Source organism: Spongiimicrobium salis (genome assembly GCF_043678055.1).
GTDB lineage: Bacteria > Bacteroidota > Bacteroidia > Flavobacteriales > Flavobacteriaceae > Spongiimicrobium > Spongiimicrobium salis.
The window spans coordinates 1,549,591-1,571,057 of sequence record NZ_JBHEQA010000001.1 but is presented as its reverse complement, the minus strand read 5'-3'; the positions used below and the strand labels follow the sequence as shown (position 1 = coordinate 1,571,057).

At 43.0% G+C, this 21,467-nt stretch carries 3 protein-coding genes; all 3 read right to left on the bottom strand.

Translation table 11 applies throughout. The features are described 5' to 3' along the window. Positions 1 to 120: 120 nt before the first annotated feature. Genes ACEXOE_RS07000 through ACEXOE_RS06990 form a run of 3 tightly spaced genes read right to left on the bottom strand, consistent with a single transcriptional unit; the run spans position 121 to position 21,466 of the window. Positions 121 to 1,071 (bottom strand): PorP/SprF family type IX secretion system membrane protein, encoded by a 951-nt coding sequence (locus tag ACEXOE_RS07000; RefSeq protein ID WP_394748026.1) that lies wholly within the window; start codon positions 1,069 to 1,071, stop codon positions 121 to 123. Between the two features lie 29 nt (positions 1,072 to 1,100). Next, positions 1,101 to 19,178 (bottom strand): T9SS type B sorting domain-containing protein, encoded by an 18,078-nt coding sequence (locus ACEXOE_RS06995; RefSeq protein ID WP_394748025.1) that lies wholly within the window; start codon positions 19,176 to 19,178, stop codon positions 1,101 to 1,103. After that, a complete protein-coding gene (locus ACEXOE_RS06990; RefSeq protein WP_394748024.1) occupies positions 19,178 to 21,466 on the bottom strand; it encodes a PorP/SprF family type IX secretion system membrane protein in 2,289 nt (762 codons plus the stop codon). The genes ACEXOE_RS06995 and ACEXOE_RS06990 overlap by 1 nt, the downstream gene beginning before the upstream one ends. Position 21,467: the final 1 nt, after the last annotated feature.

The window sequence follows — 21,467 nt, the reverse complement described above, 5'->3', positions numbered from 1 at the left end:
TCTGCAAACCTACTATAAACCCATGAAAATATCATAGATAACCGGAGAATCTTATAAAACAAAACATCCATCTTTTTAGATGGATGTTCGCGCTATGCATAAATAAGTGTTTAGGCCGGCTTAATATGTACATCTACAATTACTGACGCCTTGGAATAAATCAAATCCAACAGTCAATACGTGTGTTCCTGTACTAAAGCCGATAATTTCGTTTAGGATCACCTGATAAGAATAACCTACATAAAAATTGTTTTTCTTAAGCCCAAATAAAGGAGCTATATACAGCGGACTTCCTATTTGATCATTAAGAAATCTATAGGTAAATCCGGCATAATAATAATCTTCAAAATCGTACCAGCGTAATTTCACATTAAAATCTGTGGACGATCGTCCATCCGATTCAAACAATTGAAAGAATACAGCGGGTTCTATTTCTACGTTACTATTTTTATTTTTTCGATAGCGATATCCGGTGTATACAAAATAGTTCCGCAATTGATTGGGTTCATTGATGGGATCAAATCGCGCCAAATTTTTATTCAGCAAGTTAGAGGCATTCAGACTAAAATAAAACTTATCCTTTCGGTATAGCACCCCAACATCAAAGTTATGGTTGGAGGTGGCCCTGTCCCCATCAAAACCGGGGTCAGCGATAAGGTCTGGCCTATTGTCCGTATCAATTCTAAATTGATTGAAATTGTACGATAGTCCAAAGGACAAAAATTCGTCGTCATAACGGTCTATGGTCAAATGGTGCGCAAAGGAAAGTCGTGCTCCACGCTGTCTGGTAAATCCATTGCTATCATTATACAGCAACAAACCTACTCCCGATTTTTCCCCTACACGCATATCGGCTGCCAATGATTGGGTGTCCGGGGCATCTTTAATACCCACCCATTGGGTAAGTCCATTTAAACGAATTTTCACATGGTCTCCAATACCCGAGTAAGTTGGAGAGAGGACAAAGGGATTGTCCGCCAAAAATTGTGAGAGCTGTGGTAGGGTAAGCTCTTGTGCTTTTAAGCCCAGAAGGCTCAAAAACAGCACAACGGTTAATATTTTAGTACGCATAGCTTGGTAATCTTTAGTAGGTTAAGTTTTTATCGATATAGGGTAAAATTGCCTATAAATTCTCTTTTGTCTTCGGCTCCGTTGAGCTTAATGGTATACCAATAGTCACCGGTTGGGAGGTCGGTGCCCTTGTATTTACCATCCCATCCGGAATCGTTTAGTCCAAATCTATAGATCTCCCTACCATAACGGTCAAAAATGATGGTTATTATCTGAGGGAACGCATCTCGGTTTCTTGGGGTAAAGAAATCATTGACGCCATCTCCATCAGGAGTAAAGAAATCTGGTATCTCAATATCTATAAATTCTGCAAATATCTGTGCCACAGCCTCACAACCGTTTTCATCGACCACTCGTACCGTATAGGTATCCGTTCTGTTGATAATAAAGGTATTGTCGGTTCCATTGTCCACATCTCCAAAGTAGAAGGTGTAATTAGGATTCCCTCCACCAGCCGTAGCGGTAAGTTCATTGATATTACTCAATTCTACCGTAAGGGTCAATGGTGCAAAATCCTCTATCTCAAAGTCTATTCTGTTCATACAACCATTGCTATGGGCAATAGTAATGTAATGGGTACCTGGAGCCATATTGTTGAAATCTGGTGTCAACACCATAGCAGCAGGATCTGTAGAGTCTAGTGCGTAGAGTACATCTCCAGCCACTGTTTGATCTTCAAGCACAATATTGATGCTATTGGTTGGGGTATCCCCTGTACATTGGTATAAGGTTTCTATGGTGGCATTAAGGTTTACACCAGGATTTATTTCAACAATAACGTTCGTATTACAACCTGCGGCATCCCTTACAAAAACAACATAAGTTCCAGCAGACAAATTGCTATAGTTGAATTGATCTTGAACAAAATCAGCATCGGCATTAGTGTTTAAACTAGTGCTGTATGGTGCAGTACCTCCAGTAATATTCAATGCAATAGATCCATCTTCGCTACCGGCACATATTTCTGGTAATGCGGTAAAGTCTACTACTATTGGTGCCGGATCCGTAAGGGTGTATTGGAAGGTCAAGAAACATCCGTTCTCATCCTGTGCAATGACATCATAAGTTCCAGGCGCTAGATCTGTAAAGGTATTCTGGGTGTCGAATTGATTTAAATTCGGAGAAATAGCGTATAAAATAGTCCCTGTACCTCCAGAAACCTCAACGGTAATGGTACCGTCATTTGATCCTGGACAGGTATTGGAAGTAAACGCCTCATTGTCTATTTGCAATGGTGCCGGATCATCTATACGAATCAGACTGGTAATTTCCTCACAATCCTGACTGGTCACTCGTACATAGTAATCTCCTGCAAAAAGATTGCTAAAGATACCATTGGTATTCGTGGCCAAAGGCGTCGTACTGGTCGGGTCATCCAATAATTCATAAGAATAATTGCCCAGACCTCCAGTAGCATCAGCAATAATCGTTGCTGTAGCTTCTCCAGTACAATTTACGATGGCTGCACTATCATCGATAGCAATATTCAATGGCGCAACGGCATCTATACTTACTTGATTGGATATATTGGCCTCACATCCATTGGCATCAATTACATAGTACTGATATACCCCTGCAGTTACTGTAAAGGTATGGGTATCCCCACCAGACATAGGCAAGAAGGTAATGTTATCAACACTATACTGATACGGTGCTGTTCCTCCTGTTGCCGTCAGTTGAATTTGAGCATCTACGGTACAAGTCAGCTGACTCACCTGTACTAAGGAACTGGATACTTCCGTAGGCTCTGAAATGGTCACTTGTACGGTTTCTACATCACAGCTGAAACGGTCCGAAACGCTTATGCTATAGATACCAGCGCCTAATCCTGTGAATACTGGACTTGTTTGAACCCCGCTCGTAAACGTAATGGTGGTTCCTGCAGCATCATAATGGTTGATCTGGTATTGATATACTCCTTCTCCTCCAAGTACGTTTTGTGCCGTAACCGTAGCATTAGTATCTCCAAAACAAGCTAAGGTGGTTACAGAAGCTGTAATATCGGCCGTAATTGGTGTTGGAGCAACTAGATTTTCGGTACCATTGAACACACAACCATTGTCGTCTGTAATCACTACCGTAAAGTTTCCTTCGGAAAGTCCGGTAAAGACCATACTGTTAACATCAGTAGCCGTATACGTCTGCGTAGTCGTAGTATTGGTCAAAACAATATCATAAGGTGCATATCCTCCTGTTGGATCTACAAGAATTTCTCCTTGATCGTTCGTACAGGTTACATTGGCTACATCTTGTATGTTTGCAGTCAACGGCATGTCGGGAGAAGTGATTGTAAATATGTTGGAGTCATCCGTACACAAGGTACTTGCCGCATCTGTTTCCACAACGCGCACAAAGTAGTTTCCTCCGGAGAGACCTGAAATATTCAATGGGTCTGTAGTGGTATTTCCGGTACCGGTAATCCCCGCGGACGTACCATCTTGATTGAACACTTCGTACGAATATCCGCCAGAGTATCCTGCAATTGAAATTGAAACCACGCCATTGGTATCTCCAAAACAAGTTACAGGAGTAAGCTCGGCCGCAGTAACTTCCAATTCATCAAAAGGAGCGATGTCATATGGAAGTGTATCTACGAAACATCCCGTAGCAGTATCCGTAATTCTAAAGGTATAGCTTCCTACAGCAGTTAAATTAAAAGTAGCTGTAGTATTTGTTGGGGTAGCGGTAAGCGCCCCATTTGGATTTCCAATAGGCAATAATTCGTAGGTATATGTATTCCCTGCATTACCATTGTCACTCACCGTAATCGTTACCATTTCCGGACCAACACAAGTGATAGCGGCATCTTGGCTCACTGTTGCGGTAAAGGTGTTCAGCGGTTGTATGGTAACCGTATCGGTTGTTGGACAACCATTGCCATCGCGTACATAAACCGTAAAGTTTTGAACAGTACCATTGTCTACAATATCAAAGGTATTGGAAGATTGGAAGTTGATATTATCCAAACTGTATAGATAAGGAGCAGTACCCGAACTTGTTCCAGGTGTAGTAGCTCCATCCAATATCGCTACAGTGATAGTAGCAACATTCACTGTGTTGTTGGCAGCACAAACAAAGGCAGTTGCCGTAGCATCGATAAGGAGTGCTGTAGGCTCTGCAATGATTTCATTCTTTGTATCTACACATCCTCTCTCAGAAACCACGCGTACTTGATATTCTCCTGCGGGCAGGCCATCAAAGAATGGGTCGTTCTGCAGTGGACGGTTTGGCGCTCCTGCACTTACCCCGATCAGTTCATACTGATATGGAGGATTCGTAGCGGTAGCTCCGTCTAGAACTGCCGTAATACTTCCATTGCTTTCTCCATTACAAAGTACATCGGAAATTATAGCATCCAATAGATTTGGTATCACTGGGCTATCCAGGCTTTGCGTAATTGTTTTTTCGCATACCGGATTGGTGGTATCCAAATCGCGCACCAAGAAGGAATAGGTACCTGCTTGGGACAAGCCTGTAAAAATACCTGTGGTATTGGTTGCCGTTGTAGTCCCGTCAGGGAAGGTTATGGTATATTCAATATTCGTAGATCCTCCGTTTGCTGTAATGGTGATTTCTCCATCTGGAGTGGCTGTACAATCAATGTTTTTGACGACTGCAGCCGTTAAATTAATTTCCTCATATAAGGTTGCGGTACCTACGGTAGCCGTACAACTCCATTGATCCGTGATCACCACCTGGTATTGTCCCTCTCCTAAGCCGTTGAAAACTGTAGTGGTTTGGGAAGCGCCTAAGTTTACGAAAGAGACGCCGTCAAAACGCTGTAGTTGATAGGTATAATTACTTCCTTGTCCGCCAGCAGTACCGATCACTTCAATAATACCTTCTAAATTGGTACAATTTTCCTGATTGATCTGTAGCGTGGCTGTTATTGGAGTTGGGTCTACAAGATTAATGTTGTTTTGTATGAGCTGCTCACAACCGCTGGAATCTATTACCCAGGCTTGGTAAGTGCCTACAGCAAGACCATCGAATAGTGGGTTGGCCACATAATCTCCTGCACCTGTAGGAGCAGCAGTTCCTACGAAATAAGAGTATCCTCCATATCCGCCAAGAACATCAATGATTTCAATAGCACCGTCGTTACCAATACATGTAATTGGAGTGACATCTGTATTAGCGGTTAGGGCCGCGCTTGGTCCAGCTATGGTAAATGCTTCAGTATTCACACATTCTGGCGCGTTTGTCTGAGATATGCTAACAATATAGCTTCCTGCAGCAAGGTTTATGGTTGCTGTTGGGCCATTTGTTGCCTCTGTTCCCGTAAGAACAGAAATATCATCAGCAGTATTGCCGGGCGTACCATTGGTATCAAAGATTTCCCAATCAAATCCACCAGCATAAACCGCATCAACTAATTCTAAGGTAATTTCACCCGTTGTTGTTCCAAAACAGATGACATCTTGAAGTTTCACCACATCTATGGTAAAAGTGTTTGGGTCTTCGATAGTTTCAGATGCCGTAATGATACATCCAGTATCGATATGTCTGATCAAGAAGTTGTGTGTACCGATATCCAATCCAGAAAATACATTGGATGCCTGATAATTGGCGCCGTTATCTATACTATATTCAAATCTACTGGCGTCGTTTACGGTAGAAGTTACCGTAAGGGTAATTTCTCCGTCCAATCCTGGATTACAGCTAATCGGGTTTGTAATTGCTGCTGTCGCCGTCAATAGTGCATCGAAAGGCAATATGGTTGCTGTTGTGGACCCTAAACATCCATTGTCATCATAGACGTTGATGATGTAGGTGCCACCAGCAGTATTGGTTTCGATATATACATTGCTTGTTCCGTCTTGCTCTACGACATCATCCGCTGGGGTTGCCGTACCTTGGTCATTAATAAATTCATAACGAACGTAGGTTCCAGATCCACCGGTAATCGCTGCCATATCAATAGTAATGCTGGCGTTGTCCGTATTGTTTCCTGTAGCACAGGCAAACTCTACTACCGTGGCATTTACATTGGCAATCGCATCTGGTTGCGAAATGGTTTGATCTATTGTTGAGGTACATCCATTGCTTCCGGTTGCAGTAATGGTATAGGTAGTGCCCGTAGTAGCTCCTGCCAAACCGGTAAAGGTAGCCGTAACGGCTGTATTGGATGTTGGCGCAATGGCAGTTCCCAAAGGCGTGCCATCCACGGCAGTGATTTCATAGGAAACCGGGATAATTCCATTGTCGGTAGCAGAAACGGTAATGGTACCATCATCTGCACCATTACAAGTAACATCGGTTGCATTGGCTATACTGATATTCGGAAGAACAATGGGCTCTAAACTTTGGGTGATGGTTTTAACACATGCATGTCCTACCGCTTGATCGGTAACTGTAAAGGTATATACTCCTACTTGCGTAAGTCCGGTAAATATACCCGTTGTATTAGAAGCTGTGGTTGTTCCATCAGGGAAGGTCACCGTATAATCAAAGTTGCCTGATCCACCGGTTTGTGTAATCGTAATTTCACCTCCTGGTGTTGCCGTACAATCAATGGTTTTTACCACTGTGGCCAGAGGTACGATTTCATCAAAAAGAAGGATAGTATTGGTTGTCGCAGTACAACTCCACTGATCATTGATGACAACCTGATATTGTCCCTCTCCCAGACCACTGAAGGTTGTTGTGTTTTGCGAAGCACCCAAGTTTACAAAAGAAGTTCCATCAAAACGTTGCAATTGATAGGTATAGTTACTTCCTTGACCACCTGTTGTTCCGGTTACCTCAAGAACACCGTCCAAGCCATCACAGTTTGGTGTGGTAATCTGTAGGGTAGCCGTTATTGGGGTTGGATCGCTTAAGACTACATCCGTAAGCTCAAAAGGACATCCTCCCTGATCAATTACCCAGATATCATAGGTTCCTGGGGCAAGATTTTCTTCGCGCACATTTGCCGTATAATTGGCTGGATTATTGGGATCAGGATTTGGTGTTGTGCTGATATAGTATAGATATCCGCCTCTACCCCCTGTGGTATTTATAATTTCAATGGCACCATCATTACCCAAACAGGTAATAGGGTCAACTATTGTAGTTGCCGTAATAGCTGCTGGCGGTGCTGCAATATTAAAGAAATCCATGTTGGTACAAGAAGGGTCGGAATCTTGTACGATATCCACGCGATACGTTCCAGGGGCAATGGCAAAGGGAACGGTTGGTCCTACATTTGCAGAGGTTCCCATAGCACCTACCACCATTGCGTCATCAGCTAAAGTAGCGGTTCCTTGTGTATCATAGATCTGCCAAGAGAAACCTCCGGTATATGGATTTACAGGATCGTTTATGGTAAAGCTCACTGTACCGTCATCGCCAAAACAAATAGCATCAGTAGTTACGGTAGTAATTTCAAAGTTATTGGGGTCTGCAATCGTAAATGTCGTTTGTACAGAACAACCGGTGTCTGTGTTTTCAACGGTAACCAAGTAATTGCCCACGCCAATACCGGTAAAGGTGTTTGATGTTTGATTCAATACGCTATAGGCATTGTCCGTTCCAACAACAGAATATTCGATATTAGCTACAGGAGCTCCTGGGTTTTGAGTAATGCCAATTTGAACTTCAGCATCGTTCCCAGGGGCACAAGTTACTTCTTGTGTAACCGTAACTGTTGGATTGCTTATTTCTATATATGGAAGAATCGTTGCCGTGGTAGTACCGATACATCCATTGTTGTCATACACATTGATGATATAAGTTCCACCGGCTGTATTGGTTTCGGTATATATATTGTTCGTACCATCTTGTTCAACCACATCGTCAGTAGTTGTAGCCGTTCCTTGGTCATTGATAAACTCATAACGCACATAAGTTCCAGATCCACCGGTAATCGATGCCATATCAATCGTAATCGTAGCATTGTCCACACTATTTGCCGTTGTACAGCCAAATTCAAGGACGCTAGCATTAACATTGGCGATCGCATCTGGTTGGGTAATGATTTGATCAATGGTTGAAGTACAACTATTGTTCCCAGTAGCCGTAATGGTATAGGTAGTTCCTGTAGTAGCGCCTGCAAGACCTGTAAAGGTGGCCGTTACATCGGTGTTTGAGGTAGGGGCAATAGCAGTTCCTAAAGGGGTACCATCTACAGCGGTAATCTCAAAAGATACTGGAGTAATGCCGTTATCCGTTGCGGACACAATAATGGTGCCGTCATCAGCAGCATTACAGGTCACATTCGTGGCATTGGCAATACTAATGTTTGGCACAACCGCAGCAGGTACGTCTACGGTCTGTGTTAGGAAACAGTTGGGAACAGAAGTGCTCACATCATATACAGTAATGGTATAGGTTCCGGCAACGCTTGCATCGGTCCATACAAATGGAGTAGCAGGCAAGGCGGTTCGTGCTTCGTCTGCAGCACCAGGACCGTCTATTTCATACTCATAGTTTCCAGAACCAGAAGTTACTTCTATAGTAATTTCAGCATTGTTCGCTGGAGCAGTTTCACAATCCAAGAGGGTCGTTAAAGTAGCATTGTATTGCAAAGGGGGCTGGATATCAAAAGTTTCCGATTCCCCACATCCGTTCAAATCTCGGATGGCAATGGTCTGTCCCGATCCGGAATTCAATCCGGTAACGGTGTATTGGAAGGTGGCGTTGAACGTCACTTCTTGGAATGCACCCCCATTAACGCTTAAGAAATAGGGTGTTAATCCAGACTGATCTAATGTCACTAAAACTTCAAAGTTTCCTTCAGTAACACATTCATCAACAATAGTCAAGGAAATCTCTGGGCTTGGATCTAAAAGAACAGTTACAGGATCATTTTGGATACAGTCATTGGCATCCTTAATGTACACAATATAGTCTCCAGCTTCAACATTGGCTGTTGTGCTGCTTGTCCACCCTGCAGAAGCTGCGGTTGGTGCCGGATCCGTGCTCAATAAATATTGGTATTCATAAGGCGCGGTACCAAATTGTCCTACAGCCGTAATAACACCTGCGTTTGTATTACAATTATCATTAGTAGGTGATGTAGCCGTAACATCCAATAAGTTGGAAGATTCCGTAATGGTGATATCTGCAGTACTTACAGAACATCCATTAAAAGGACCTCCTACTTCGCTTAACAGGATGTAATACACACCTTGGGGCAATGGCCCTAGATCTGTGATGGTAATAGCACCAGTAGGTCCAGGAGTATTTACCGTAGAAGATCCCGTGATTCCTGTTGTTACATTAGATTGTGCATTAAATATTTCATAGTTCACTGCAGTTGCTGCAGCATCGTAATTGTCAAAAGTAAAAGTAACATCTCCATCAGCTGCTCCTGTACAGGTAATGTTAGACACCACATCCAAAGATGCGCTCAAATTGGAGGGAGAGTTGATCGGTGTTGCTGCCGTTTCGAGATAATAACAATCCGTGGTAAGATCATGGACCACAAAAGTATAGGTAATACCAGGAGTCAACCCTGTAAATGTTGCAGTATCTCCTCCGGGGGTATCCGCAGGAATGTAGGCTGTAGAATAAGGTACAGCAAAAGTTTCTAAAATGGCAAACTCATAATTTCCACTTCCTACCGCAGAAGATACTGTAATGATGGCAGTTCCACCTACAGTACAGTCCACTGTAGCGGTAGAAACATCAATATCCAGATCATCTGGTGGAGAGGCAATAATATTGGTGGTTCGCAAGGAACAACCGTTGGCGTCTACCACATCTACTTCATAGATACCAAAGTCCAAGATGGCAAAAGTATGGTCTTCTCCTCCTGCTGTTGTGGTATAACTATCATTGAAACCGTTGTTTCCGGTTAAGTAATAGGTGTATTCTGCAGTACCTCCTGTTAGATTCTCTACGGTAATGGAACCTGGGTTGGTTCCCGCAAGCGGATCACAGGTAATGGGAACAAGATTGATGTCATAAACAATGGCATCAGGTTGACTGATACTTACAGCGAATGGTACGGAAACACAACCTTTATCGTCCGTAATGGTAACTTCATAATCGCCGGCAGGTAAACCAGTAGTTTGTGTTCCGAAGTTTGTTGTAGAAAGCGTTTCTACCACGTTAATCGTATAGGGAGGTCTTCCAATGGTATTGTCAATAAGCACATCCAGTGCACCCGTACTTTCCCCATTACATAAAATATTGGTGGGGGTTACTGAGGTGATTACTGGAATATCTGCTGGGTTCACCGTAATTGGACCAGTGACCACCTGACAAGCGGTTGGCGTTGTGGTATCCGTAACTCGGAAGATATAGGTACCAGCGGTATTGGTCGTAAATACGTTGGCCGTGAAATCGGTAGTAAAGTAATTGGTGCCCCCATCATTGGACCACTCATAGGTATACGTACCAGAACCTCCTGTAGCGGTAATGGTCGCCGAAGCATCAACTAAACACGTTAAATCATTATCCAATACTACATTAGCAATCAATTGTGGGTTGATGACCACTGTTTGTACAGCTGCTGTACACCCAAAGGCATCTCTAACAGCAATGTCATAGGAACCTGCTCCAAGTCCCGTAAACGTAAAGGATGTAGCCGTAGCTGGTGTTGGCGTCGTCCAAGGCCCTCCATCCAATTGGAATTGGAAGCCTCCATTACCAGGAATAGAAGTAACATCTACTTGTATCGTAGCATCGTTGTTCCCAGAGTAACACTGTGTTCCAGTTGCAGTGAATGTTGGATTTACAGGGCTGGTCACTGTAATAGCTGTATCTATAGGGTCAGGACATCCGTTGGTGTCACGTGCGCGAATGATATAGTCTCCGGCACCGACCACAAAGGTATCGTTGGCCTGATAAGCGGTTATAATGTTCCCAAGATCATCTTCCAATTGGTATTCATAGTTTGGAATACCCCCAGTAGCCGAAGCAGTGATTGTTGCTCCAGTATTGTTACAAGAGAAAGGATCGGTAATGGATGCCGTAGTGACTACCGGCGTAGGTTCTGAAAGCAACTGTGTCAGGGTTATGGAACAGTTGGTTGCATCCCTAAGGTCCCTAACAACAATGATATAATTCTGTGCTGTAAGTCCAGTTAAGGTTACCGGAGATACGGTTGAAGTGGTGAAACCTCCACCATTCACGCTATATTCAAATCCGGTGGCAAGGTCAAAGTTAGTAGCGTCGAAGCTAATGCTACCATCGGACAAACCATTACAGTTAATATCATCGAAGGCAGTTATTGTAGCATCAAAAGCATTTCCGTTTTCAATAACTACCGTAGTATCTACCGTACATCCTCGCCCGTAATCTACAGTAATGGTATGTGTTCCAATGCTAAGATTGTTTAATACATTGGCCCCGGCACCGGTTTGTCCAGGAAGTACGCCATCTACAATATAGGTAAATGTGGCATCAAAAGGAGTAACCGTTACGTTGCCTGTACCATCACAGTTATAAGCTATGGTCGTTGCAAGTGTTGGAGCAACAGGTAAGGGGTCAATGGTTATAGGCGCCAGTGCAATACTACAAGTAATGGTATTGGCATCGCGTACTTCAATGACATGCGAACCATCGGTAAGATCGGTGAAAACGAATCCTCCTGTTGTAGAAGCGGACCATGCTCCTCCATTAATACGGTATTGATAGTCTCCTGAGCCTCCCGCTGTAGGCGTAATGCTTCCTACGGTGATTTCGCCCAATTGCGCACAAGTATATTGTTGTGTGATTACCGCTTCTGCAGTAATGGCATCGGGCTCATTAATCGTTATGGGGAGCGTAGCATCACAACCATTGGCATCTCTCACACGAACAACATAATTGTTGGCCGCTGCAAGATTGGAAAAAGTATTGGAAGTTTGATACGCCGTTAAGATTGCAGCCGTATTATCTTCCAATTGATATTCGTAAGGTGCGTTTCCGCCAGTGATGGCAAGAGAAATAGCTCCTGTATTTTCACCGTTACAGAGTACATCGGTAATGGTAGGTGTAATTACAATTGGAGCATCTTGTTGAATATTAAGATCAAAGGAAGCTTCACAAAAGGTAACAACCCCTCCATTATCACGTACATAAACATCGTAATCTCCTGCGCCAGTAACGGTCTGTGTACCAGCGGCGCTGAAATCTCCGGCAGTAGGTGTAACACCATCGGCAACGATGGCAAAAACATGATTTCCATCTCCTCCAACAGCTGTTATTGTTACATCAGTATCTGTGCCACATGCTGTTATGTTTGCTGCCGAGGCAGTAAGTTCTAACTGTGGGTTTATCGTTAAGGTTTGTACCCCTGCAGTACATCCAAAAGCATCTCTAACGTCAATGGTATGATTTCCTGCGCCAAGTCCTGTAAAGGTAAAGGATGTAGCGGTTGCCGGAGTAGGTGTTGTCCAAGGCCCTCCATCCAATTGGAATTGGAAGCCTCCGTTACCTGGAATAGAAGTAACGTCTACCTGAATCGTGGCATCGTTGTTTCCAGAATAACATTGTGTTGCTGTGGCAGTAAAGGTCGGGTTTACCGGACTGGACACGGTAATGGCCGTATCTATAGGATCAGGACATCCGTTGGTGTCACGTGCACGAATGATATAATTTCCGGCAGTGACCACAAAAGTATCATTGGTTTGGTAGGCCGTGATAATGTTTCCTAAATCGTCCTCCAATTGATATTCATAGGTAGGGATACCTCCTGTAGCGCTGGCCGTAATCGTTGCTCCTGCATTATTACAGGAGAAGGGATCGGTAATGGAGGCCGTAGTGACTACTGCGGTAGGCTCTGAAATGAGTTGTGTTACACTAGTTGCACAACTATTATCGGCCACTCTACGGATTAATACTGTTTGTGTTCCTGCAGGGAAAACGGCAGCCGTTGTTACAGGTGATGTTGTGGAGACGATATAATTTGTCCCACCATCTACGGAGTATTCAAAGCCTGTAGCGGCATCAAAATTTTCTACTTCAAAAGTGATCGTACCATCTGATAATCCATTACAACTTACATCTGTAAAACCAGTTACACTGGCTTGGAATTCCCTTCCTGCTTCTATGACAACAGGAAGATCAACAGAAGAAGAACATATTTGAGGTGTCTGGAAAGCTCTAATGTCGTCTATAGCAATATCGTTTCCATTCGTAACCGCAGAATTGGTTCTGATAACAATATCTAAATTCGTTTCAGCTCCAGGATTAAGATCAACGGTAAAGTTTTGCCAATCATCCGGCCCTGTGTTTTTTGGAATATTACCTGTGGCAACACTGGCAATAACAGTTCCTCCTGAATTTACAAGCTGTACTTCAATAGTAGGGTCTCCTCCACTGGTGCCGCTTCGCAACAGGTTAAAGGCCTCTAAAGAAATGGTAATATCCCGGTTTGGAATAACTTCAATATTTCTTTTAGCGTAGATAATACCGTTTACTCCGGCAACTCCGCCTACATTGATGGCCAAGAAGCGTCCTCCGGCATTACCGGTATGGTCGTTGGGACTTAACCAAGACCCAAAAGGAGTTGTAATTACTTGGGTAACAGAATACTCTCCATCGTCGATACGTGAAGGTATACCTGGATCACAAGCATGTACAGATCCATCCTGGGGTTCATAACAATACGCAGGATCAATTTCTGTAATGCTCGTATTTGGACCAACACCAAAATCTTCCAATAACAAGTCACTTGGCACCGGAGGGGTGTTGGCAGTATAATTTATCGTAACGGTTTGTGGCCCAACGGGAACATTGGTAAAGACGTTGGAATCATTGGGGGTATTTAATACCCCGTTAAGTTCGTAGGTATAATCAAAATCCGTAGTATTTGATGAATTAATTGTGATTACACCTTCACCATCACATTCATAGGTAATAACAGGTGTAAAAGTAGGTGGTACTACAGGATCTGGAACAATTACGGTCATTGGGAAAGTACAGCCATTGGCATCTCTCACAAAAAGACTATGGGTTCCGGAAAGCAAGAAGTCAATATTGTTGGTACCATAGGAAGCTCCACCATCAAAACTATATTCGTAAGGCGCGGTACCTCCAAGAACATTGGTAATACGTACCTCTGCCCCATCGGTAGGATTACATTCCACTACTTCGGTAACACCTGCAGAAGCAGAAAGGGTAAAAGGTTCGGTAATGGTATAAATCTCAGATACTTCACAGTTATTTGCATCCCGTACACGAATGGTATAACTACCTGCAGCCCGATTCACAAAAGTGTCGGAAGTCTGATAGGTTGCTCCATTATCTATACTATATTCAAAGGGCGCTTCTCCCCCACTCACGCCAACAGTAATATTAGCCTGTGCCTGCCCACTACACAAAATAGGGGTGTTGGTGATATTTAACGCCAAAGGAGCGTCTTGGGCTATGGTTATGGTAATTAAGGCTTCGCAGAAATCTGTATTTCCATTATTGTCACGGATATAAACATCAAAATCTCCGGTAGCGTTGGCGGTAATCGTATTTGCCGCTCCAAAGTCGCCGGCATTGGGCGTTGTTCCATTGGGAACAAGGGTATATACATAGTTTCCATCGCCTCCCGCACCAGTAATGCTGACATCGGTTGAAGTGCCGCAACTAGAAATGTTGTCAGCAGTTGCCGTTAAGGTCAGTTCTGGATTTATGGTAATGGTTTCAGCGTCTGTACAATTATTACCATCCCTAACAGTAATGGTATGGGTGCCTGGAGCCAGTCCACTAAATACATTGGTCGTCCCGAAAGACCCTCCATTAAGACTGTACTCAAAGTTTCCGTCACCACCAGAAATAACATTTGCCGTTAGACTAAGTCCCGCGGCGGCGGTATAACAAGCAGCGTTGGGAACAATTTCCAAAACTGGGGCTACAGCTGCATTTAAATCAAAAGTTGTTGTTACAGTACATCCGTTTGCGTCGGTTACGGAAGCATTGTAAGTTCCTGTTTGTGAAAGGGCCGTAAAAGTCCCTGTAGTATTTGTGGCCGTGGTAGTGCCATCAGGAAAGGTAATGGTAAAGTTATTGCCTCCCCATCCTCCAGTAGCAGTTAATTGTACACTACCATCTGTTGTACAGCTAGGTTGCGTAGGGGCTGCTCCTAAAGTCAATGCTGTTGCGGGTGCTTCAATAGTTACGGTGGTGCTTGCTGTACAATTGGTAGTATTATCCGTTACCGTAATCGTATAGGTGCCATCATCCAGGCTATTGAGAGGAATGGTAGTATTGGTTTCGGCGGTCCCATTAAAGGTAGCCGGCCCTGTTATTTCATAATCGTAATCCCCACCGAATCCAGATACTGTGAAAAGAGCTTCTCCATCGGTGTCATCAATACAGCTGATATTTCGTACCAATTGCCCCACTACGTTAATAGGTGTTATGGGGTCTATAGTAAAGCTTTCATCCAAGGTACAGCCTTTATCGTCAGTTATCCTAAAGGTATATGTGCCTGGAGCGAGGCCTGTAAAGGTGTTACTAGTCCCATTATCGGTAAAATCTGCCGCAGGTGCGATAAGTTGATAGGTAAAAGGAGCGTTCCCGTCGGTTACCGTTAGTGTGACATCTGCGGTGACATCTGGGCAGACCGGTGTGGTAGCCGAAAAACTAATGTCCGTAGGCGGACCAAGAGGGTCCACGGTTACAGCATTGGTGACAAAGGTACACCCATTGGCATCCCTTATGGTGATGGTATAGGTACCATCGGCAAGACCGGTAAAAATTTCTGCTCCGGCACCACTGACAAAATTGATGCCATCAATACTATATTCATAAGGAGCAGTACCTCCCGCTTCACTTTGTAGTTCTATACTAGCGTCCTGTAAACAGGTATAATCTTGAATAAGGACGGCATCTCCTGTTAAGGGGTCACTTGGCCCAGAAATTGTGAAAGTTTCTGTAAAGACACAGGAAGAAGTTCCGTTTAGCTGTGTAATTTCCAAGCTATAATCACCTTGAGGCAAGTTTGTAAAGTTCCCAGAAGTGTTTGTTGCAGTAGTGGTATCTGGATACGTAAGAACATAGGAAAGGGTATACCCAAAACTATTGGTTACATTAATGTCATATGAACCGTCGTTGGCCCCAACGCAAGTTTCGTCCGTCACTATTGGAGTGTATGCTGCGTTTGGCGCAATACCAATAGTAGCCACATTGGTAACATAGAAACAGTTGTTGCCATCAACGACAATAAACTCATAATCCCCTGCTTGGGTATTATCAAATAGAAAGTCGTTACTAACTTGGAATTGGTCTGCTGGAATGTCCGTTAAATCGGTATAAAGATCCGTGCCATTAAAGCTCCAAATAGCATAAACATAATCTGGATTTGGAAAGCCTCCAGTCCCGGTTACCGTAATGATTCCGTCATTACAATCAATAGGTTTTGTGGTAACTGCGGTAGCTTCTAAATCGTTATTGTCTTCTATGGTTACCTGTTCTGTATAAGAACAACCATCATCTGTGGTCAACAGGATATCATAGATTCCAGGGTTCAAATTTTCAAAGGTGTAATTATTGTCGCCCGAAGGTCCAAAAGTGTCCACAACGGTACCTCCCTGGGATATTTGATAACTGTATTGTGGTTCTACGTTCAAGGCAGAAATAGAAATTTCACCAAGTCCGGTACAATCGGTATTTCGGGGTGTAACCTCAACTTGAAAATCACGCGTACGAATACCAATATCTTCCAGGCGGAACACACATCCACCTACAACACCTTGTTGTCTTAATTCTACGGTGTAGGCCCCGTTGCTGTTAATGGTGAAGCTAGGACCATTATTGGCGCTATAAGGCACTAAGATATTCCCGTTGGTAGCATCCAATAGTTGAAAATCGTAATTCGCTGGGACATTCGTTACAGTAATGTTCCCTGGAGTGGTACAAATAAGATCGGTACTATTGTACTGGGGATCTAAAGGATTCTGGAAGACATTGAAAAAGAAACGACTAAAGCATCCATTAGCATAGTTGATCACTACGCGGTATTGACCTGCAGCCGAAGCTTCATAACTATTTCCAGTACTCACCTGATTCCAAGTACAAGAGGTACCCGTATTTGGACAATTTGTAGTGGCGGCAGCACAACTGGCTTCATCCAATTGTTCCCAAACAATACTTGTTGCATCTGGAATATTGATTTCTATTAGTTCCGTATCATTAAGACCGCAAAGGAAAACTTCCGGTAAGTCGGAACCATCATTGGGACAGGTAAGCACTTGTCCCTCAACCGTATTGGTGGTATCGTTGATCAATGCGGCAATAGGGTTGGATTGCGTTGCTCCAAAAAGCTCTACGGTAATGATTTCTTCATAACCGATACATGGATCGGCCACCAATTTATCTACTATATAAATTCCGGTCTGATCTACCAATTGGGTACTGGGGTCTCCATCAGGATCTCCGTCATTGATCACGGGATCTGTGGGATCCACAACTCCGTTTTGGTTCACATCGCGATACCAGATATAGTCGTCAAAGCCATCTCCAGCATCCAATAATACATCATCACCACACAGTAGGACCGTTCTGCTGAAATCACAGTTGGCCAAATCGTCCAATAGGAAGTTCGTGGCACCTGCAGTAACAAAACCACAGTCGTCAAAATCCGTTACAGAAGGGTCATCGGTAATTTCATTATCGTTAATTACCCCGGTATATGTTCCAAAGGCCAGGTTTTGAATGGTATTGGAACAGGCATCTATAAAATCAAAACAGTTTTCGGCCACACGTACCCGCATTCGAATCGTAGAAATGGGGTCGTTCTCTTCCACTAAAGACGGAGGAATGGTGAAAGTCACTTCATTCGTAGCTGCGTCAAAAGTATAGGTAACCCCTGGGGGGAGCACTAAATTGGCCGGTATAAAAGTGGTGTTTATGGGCAATACATCGCGTATGGTATAGGTGGCGGCATCATCATTTCCTATGTTTTGAAAAGACAGGACATAATCCAGCATTTGACCCAAGTTTACCCCTTGATCCGTAATGTCGTTACCTGCGATATCTTCCACCCTTTTTTCCAGTACAATATTGGGTTCAATAATTTCGACCCCAAAAGCCACGAGAAAAGCGCCAAAGAAATCCCCTTGGGTGTTTAGACGCAAGGTCGCGCCCGTTTCTCCATTCCCAATAATGCTATTGGCGGGGTTGTTGATGTCAAAGATATCGGAGTCATAACCCAAAGTATTTTGACTGGCAATGTCCCTGGTTGTGACATGGGCTCCGTCAATGGTAATATTTGAGTTAAAAAAGTTATTTCTTGGATTTAAAGGATTTTCAAGTCGTGTAAAACTGGAATTGCTATTGGATCGGATTCTAAAATTATCTCCGGTCAAATCATTTTCCCCTTCCAACACACTAACCCCTAAACGAGCATTTACGGGTCCTACAGGAATAGTATTAAAGCCATTTACGTTAATATCGGCGGTGGCGGAAGCGGTGGTTTGCGTAGTTACCCCTTCATAACCATCAAAAGTAGAGATATATCTACCAGGCATATTGGGGTTTTCGTAAATAACAACAAGTGTCCAACCCGCTGCCCCATAGGTGGTAAAACCTCTAGTACCGCGCACATTGGCAACGGTATATTCTCCTCTTGGATCGGCCAGTGCCTGTAATTCACTGGTTACGTTTTTATAACATACATAGGGGCTGTCGGTAATCCCATCGGCAAAACCATTTACCAAGATATCGTCTTCCTGCCCTACGGGATCGGCGGCAGTATCTGCTTGAATATCAATATATGTCCCTCCCGGAACTTTGAATTTTATCTGTGTAAAATCGTTTCTGGTAAAATCATTAAAAGGTTCGGCGGGATAAACAAAGTTACTTCGCCGTTCTACATCGTAGTTCCCTGCCCAGTATAGCCCCGCATAATAGATTCTGGTACAGTCGGGGTCGTCAAAATTCAAGGTTGAGCTTGAAGAACTAAAGGTGGTTGGGTCACCGTCAATGTCGATATATTCCCTATGCCAGTTATTGTTTCCAAAATTACCATTGTATGGTTCATTGGCGTTGTTGGCATTTACTACCCAATCTACACGGTTCATGATCCCATTGGACAGAAACGTATAGTCTCCGCGGATATTGATATACCGGAGCGAGGGGTCCGTTTCATTGACCAATCTTGGATTGAAAGGAACCTGTGCTTGCAGGCTAGAAAAGGATAATAGCCCGAAAAACAATAGTAAAAGCCAGGAAATTCTGTTTTTAATAAATAAGATTTTCATTAGGTGATTTGGTTTGGCGAGACACGCATGATCCACATTTTCTTGTCGTACGTGCTATTTAGTTTGGAGTAATAGGATATTAAAGCATTGTTCCAAGAAGCGTGCTTTTTTAAGTACACATAACGGAAGTTATTTTCTGGATTGATGAAATAACTGGCGTTTAAACCTTGGGAATTCAATAATTTTACAAATCGATTGGCGTTGCGTTGACTGGAAAATACATTGGCTATAATGTAAAAACCGGAGCCCACACCATTGATATTGTATGTTTTTGATTTGGTTTGATTGGAAGCCACTTTGTCTTTGACAACAACATTCTTCTGGAGAACATCGGTATCATATTTGGCAGCTTTTTCTTTGATCTTTTTTGTGTTGGCCACATATGCCTTATCTGTATACTGATCGGTATTGTCTACATTCATGATCCACATTTGATCGGTATACGCCCCATTAATTTTGGATTTATGCGCCGCTAAGGCATCTTGCCATGTGTCATAACGCTCTAAATAGACATATTTTAGGCCATTGTTGGTATTGTCAATATAATCGGCTTCAAGACCTTGGTCCTTAAGCTTATTTACAAACTTGTTGAGGTAATGGTTTCCTTTATATACATTGGCTACGATATAGTATCCATCAGCAACTCCTGCTAAATTTTTGAACTTTTTATTTTTTACTTTTTGCCTTTTTGCTGCACGCGTAAAGGCGGTATTTTCTTCGTCTGTAGGCGTATTTCCAAACACTTTCTTTTTAGTGGAAGTACTGGCTATAGCATCGGTTTTTTGCTCTTTTAACGCAAAAGCTTTGTTTTCTTTTTCAGGTTTTGGAGCAATTTTAGAAGCAGGTTTCTTATCTATTTTATTAGCGGCAATAGCGGTATTGTCTTCCTCTTTTAAAACGGACTTCTGATTTTCTATACCGCTTGGTTTTTCTGTAGTGTGCTCCTTAGCGGCAATCATATTCTTGTCATAGTCATTTTCTTCAGCTGTAGTTGCAACCGCAGTTTCTGCCGTAGTATCTGTAGGCGCGATCAACTCAGCAGGAAGATTGCCTTTCTCGTTATTGACATAGTACAATTGCTTTGCCTTTTTCTCTAAATCAGGTCTGTTTCCTTTGGTTTCACTGCGAACCATTCGCATCACCATTTCAAACCTGCGTTCTAAGTCCTTTTGACGGCTGCTTTCCAAAGAGTCTTGACGGAACATTAATTCGGCCAGAATAGCATCGTTTTCCGCAAGGGCCTCCTTTAAACGCTGAATTTCTTCATCACTTGAGGAAAGGACGTCGCTTTTCACTTCTTCTTTAGGGGTATTTTCTACTAGAGAATCCTCAAAATCATCCTCTAACATTACACGATCTTCCGTTAAATTAGGAGTAAAGGAATATGCGAAATTGATTTCATGGGTCAGTCCGAAATTATCGAAGTTATTGGAAAGACCTTTCTCTATGGAATAACCAACGGAAAGCCTTCGGTTAATATTAAAACCTAAACCTCCGGAAGCACCATAAAAACTATCATAACCTCCTTGTACCCATCCAATTTTGGGAAGATCTAAAATAAGACTTCCTCCCAGAACAAGATCTTGTTGACCCACTTTTCGGACACGAGCCAAAGGCATGACTCGAGCCTGTTCAAGAATACCTGTTGTATTCTTTAACTTGTGGGTATATTGTAAATGTGTGGAGAATGTTTTTTCATTGAATTCGGTAATGGACTCACTGCTCTTTATGTTATAGTCGAATAAATTTTCAGCGAAGACCCCAAAATCAAAATTACCATAGGAGATATTGAATCCAGGCTGAAAAGAAAGTAGGGCACTATCCTGGAATCCACTGAGAAGGGGGTCGTCCGTTACTGGATTGGAACGTCCTTCATCAAAACCACTTTGGTAATAGGATAAATTGGCCCCAAAAGTAAAGTTGCTTTTATCGCTTAACTTAATCCCATACGCGTAGTTGGCCAAAACCCCAAAATTACTGATAATCCCTTCGGTTTGACGATATAGGCTAAGCCCCAAACCACTGCGGTCACCAATACGACCACTATAACTTAAAAAGTAAGTTTGATTGTTATCATCAAAAGATACTGATTGGTTTCTGTGGAACAGGTTTACATAAGATTTATCTTCCTGGACCGTTGAAAATGTTGGATTGAGCAAGAATCTATTAAACTTCAAAAGATTCTGTGCTGGGACATCATAGGCTATAAACGGATTCTCATCCTGTGCATTGACCTTCGTCAATGCAAGGAAAAAGAACAACAGGTATATAAATCTTTTTGTAAACATT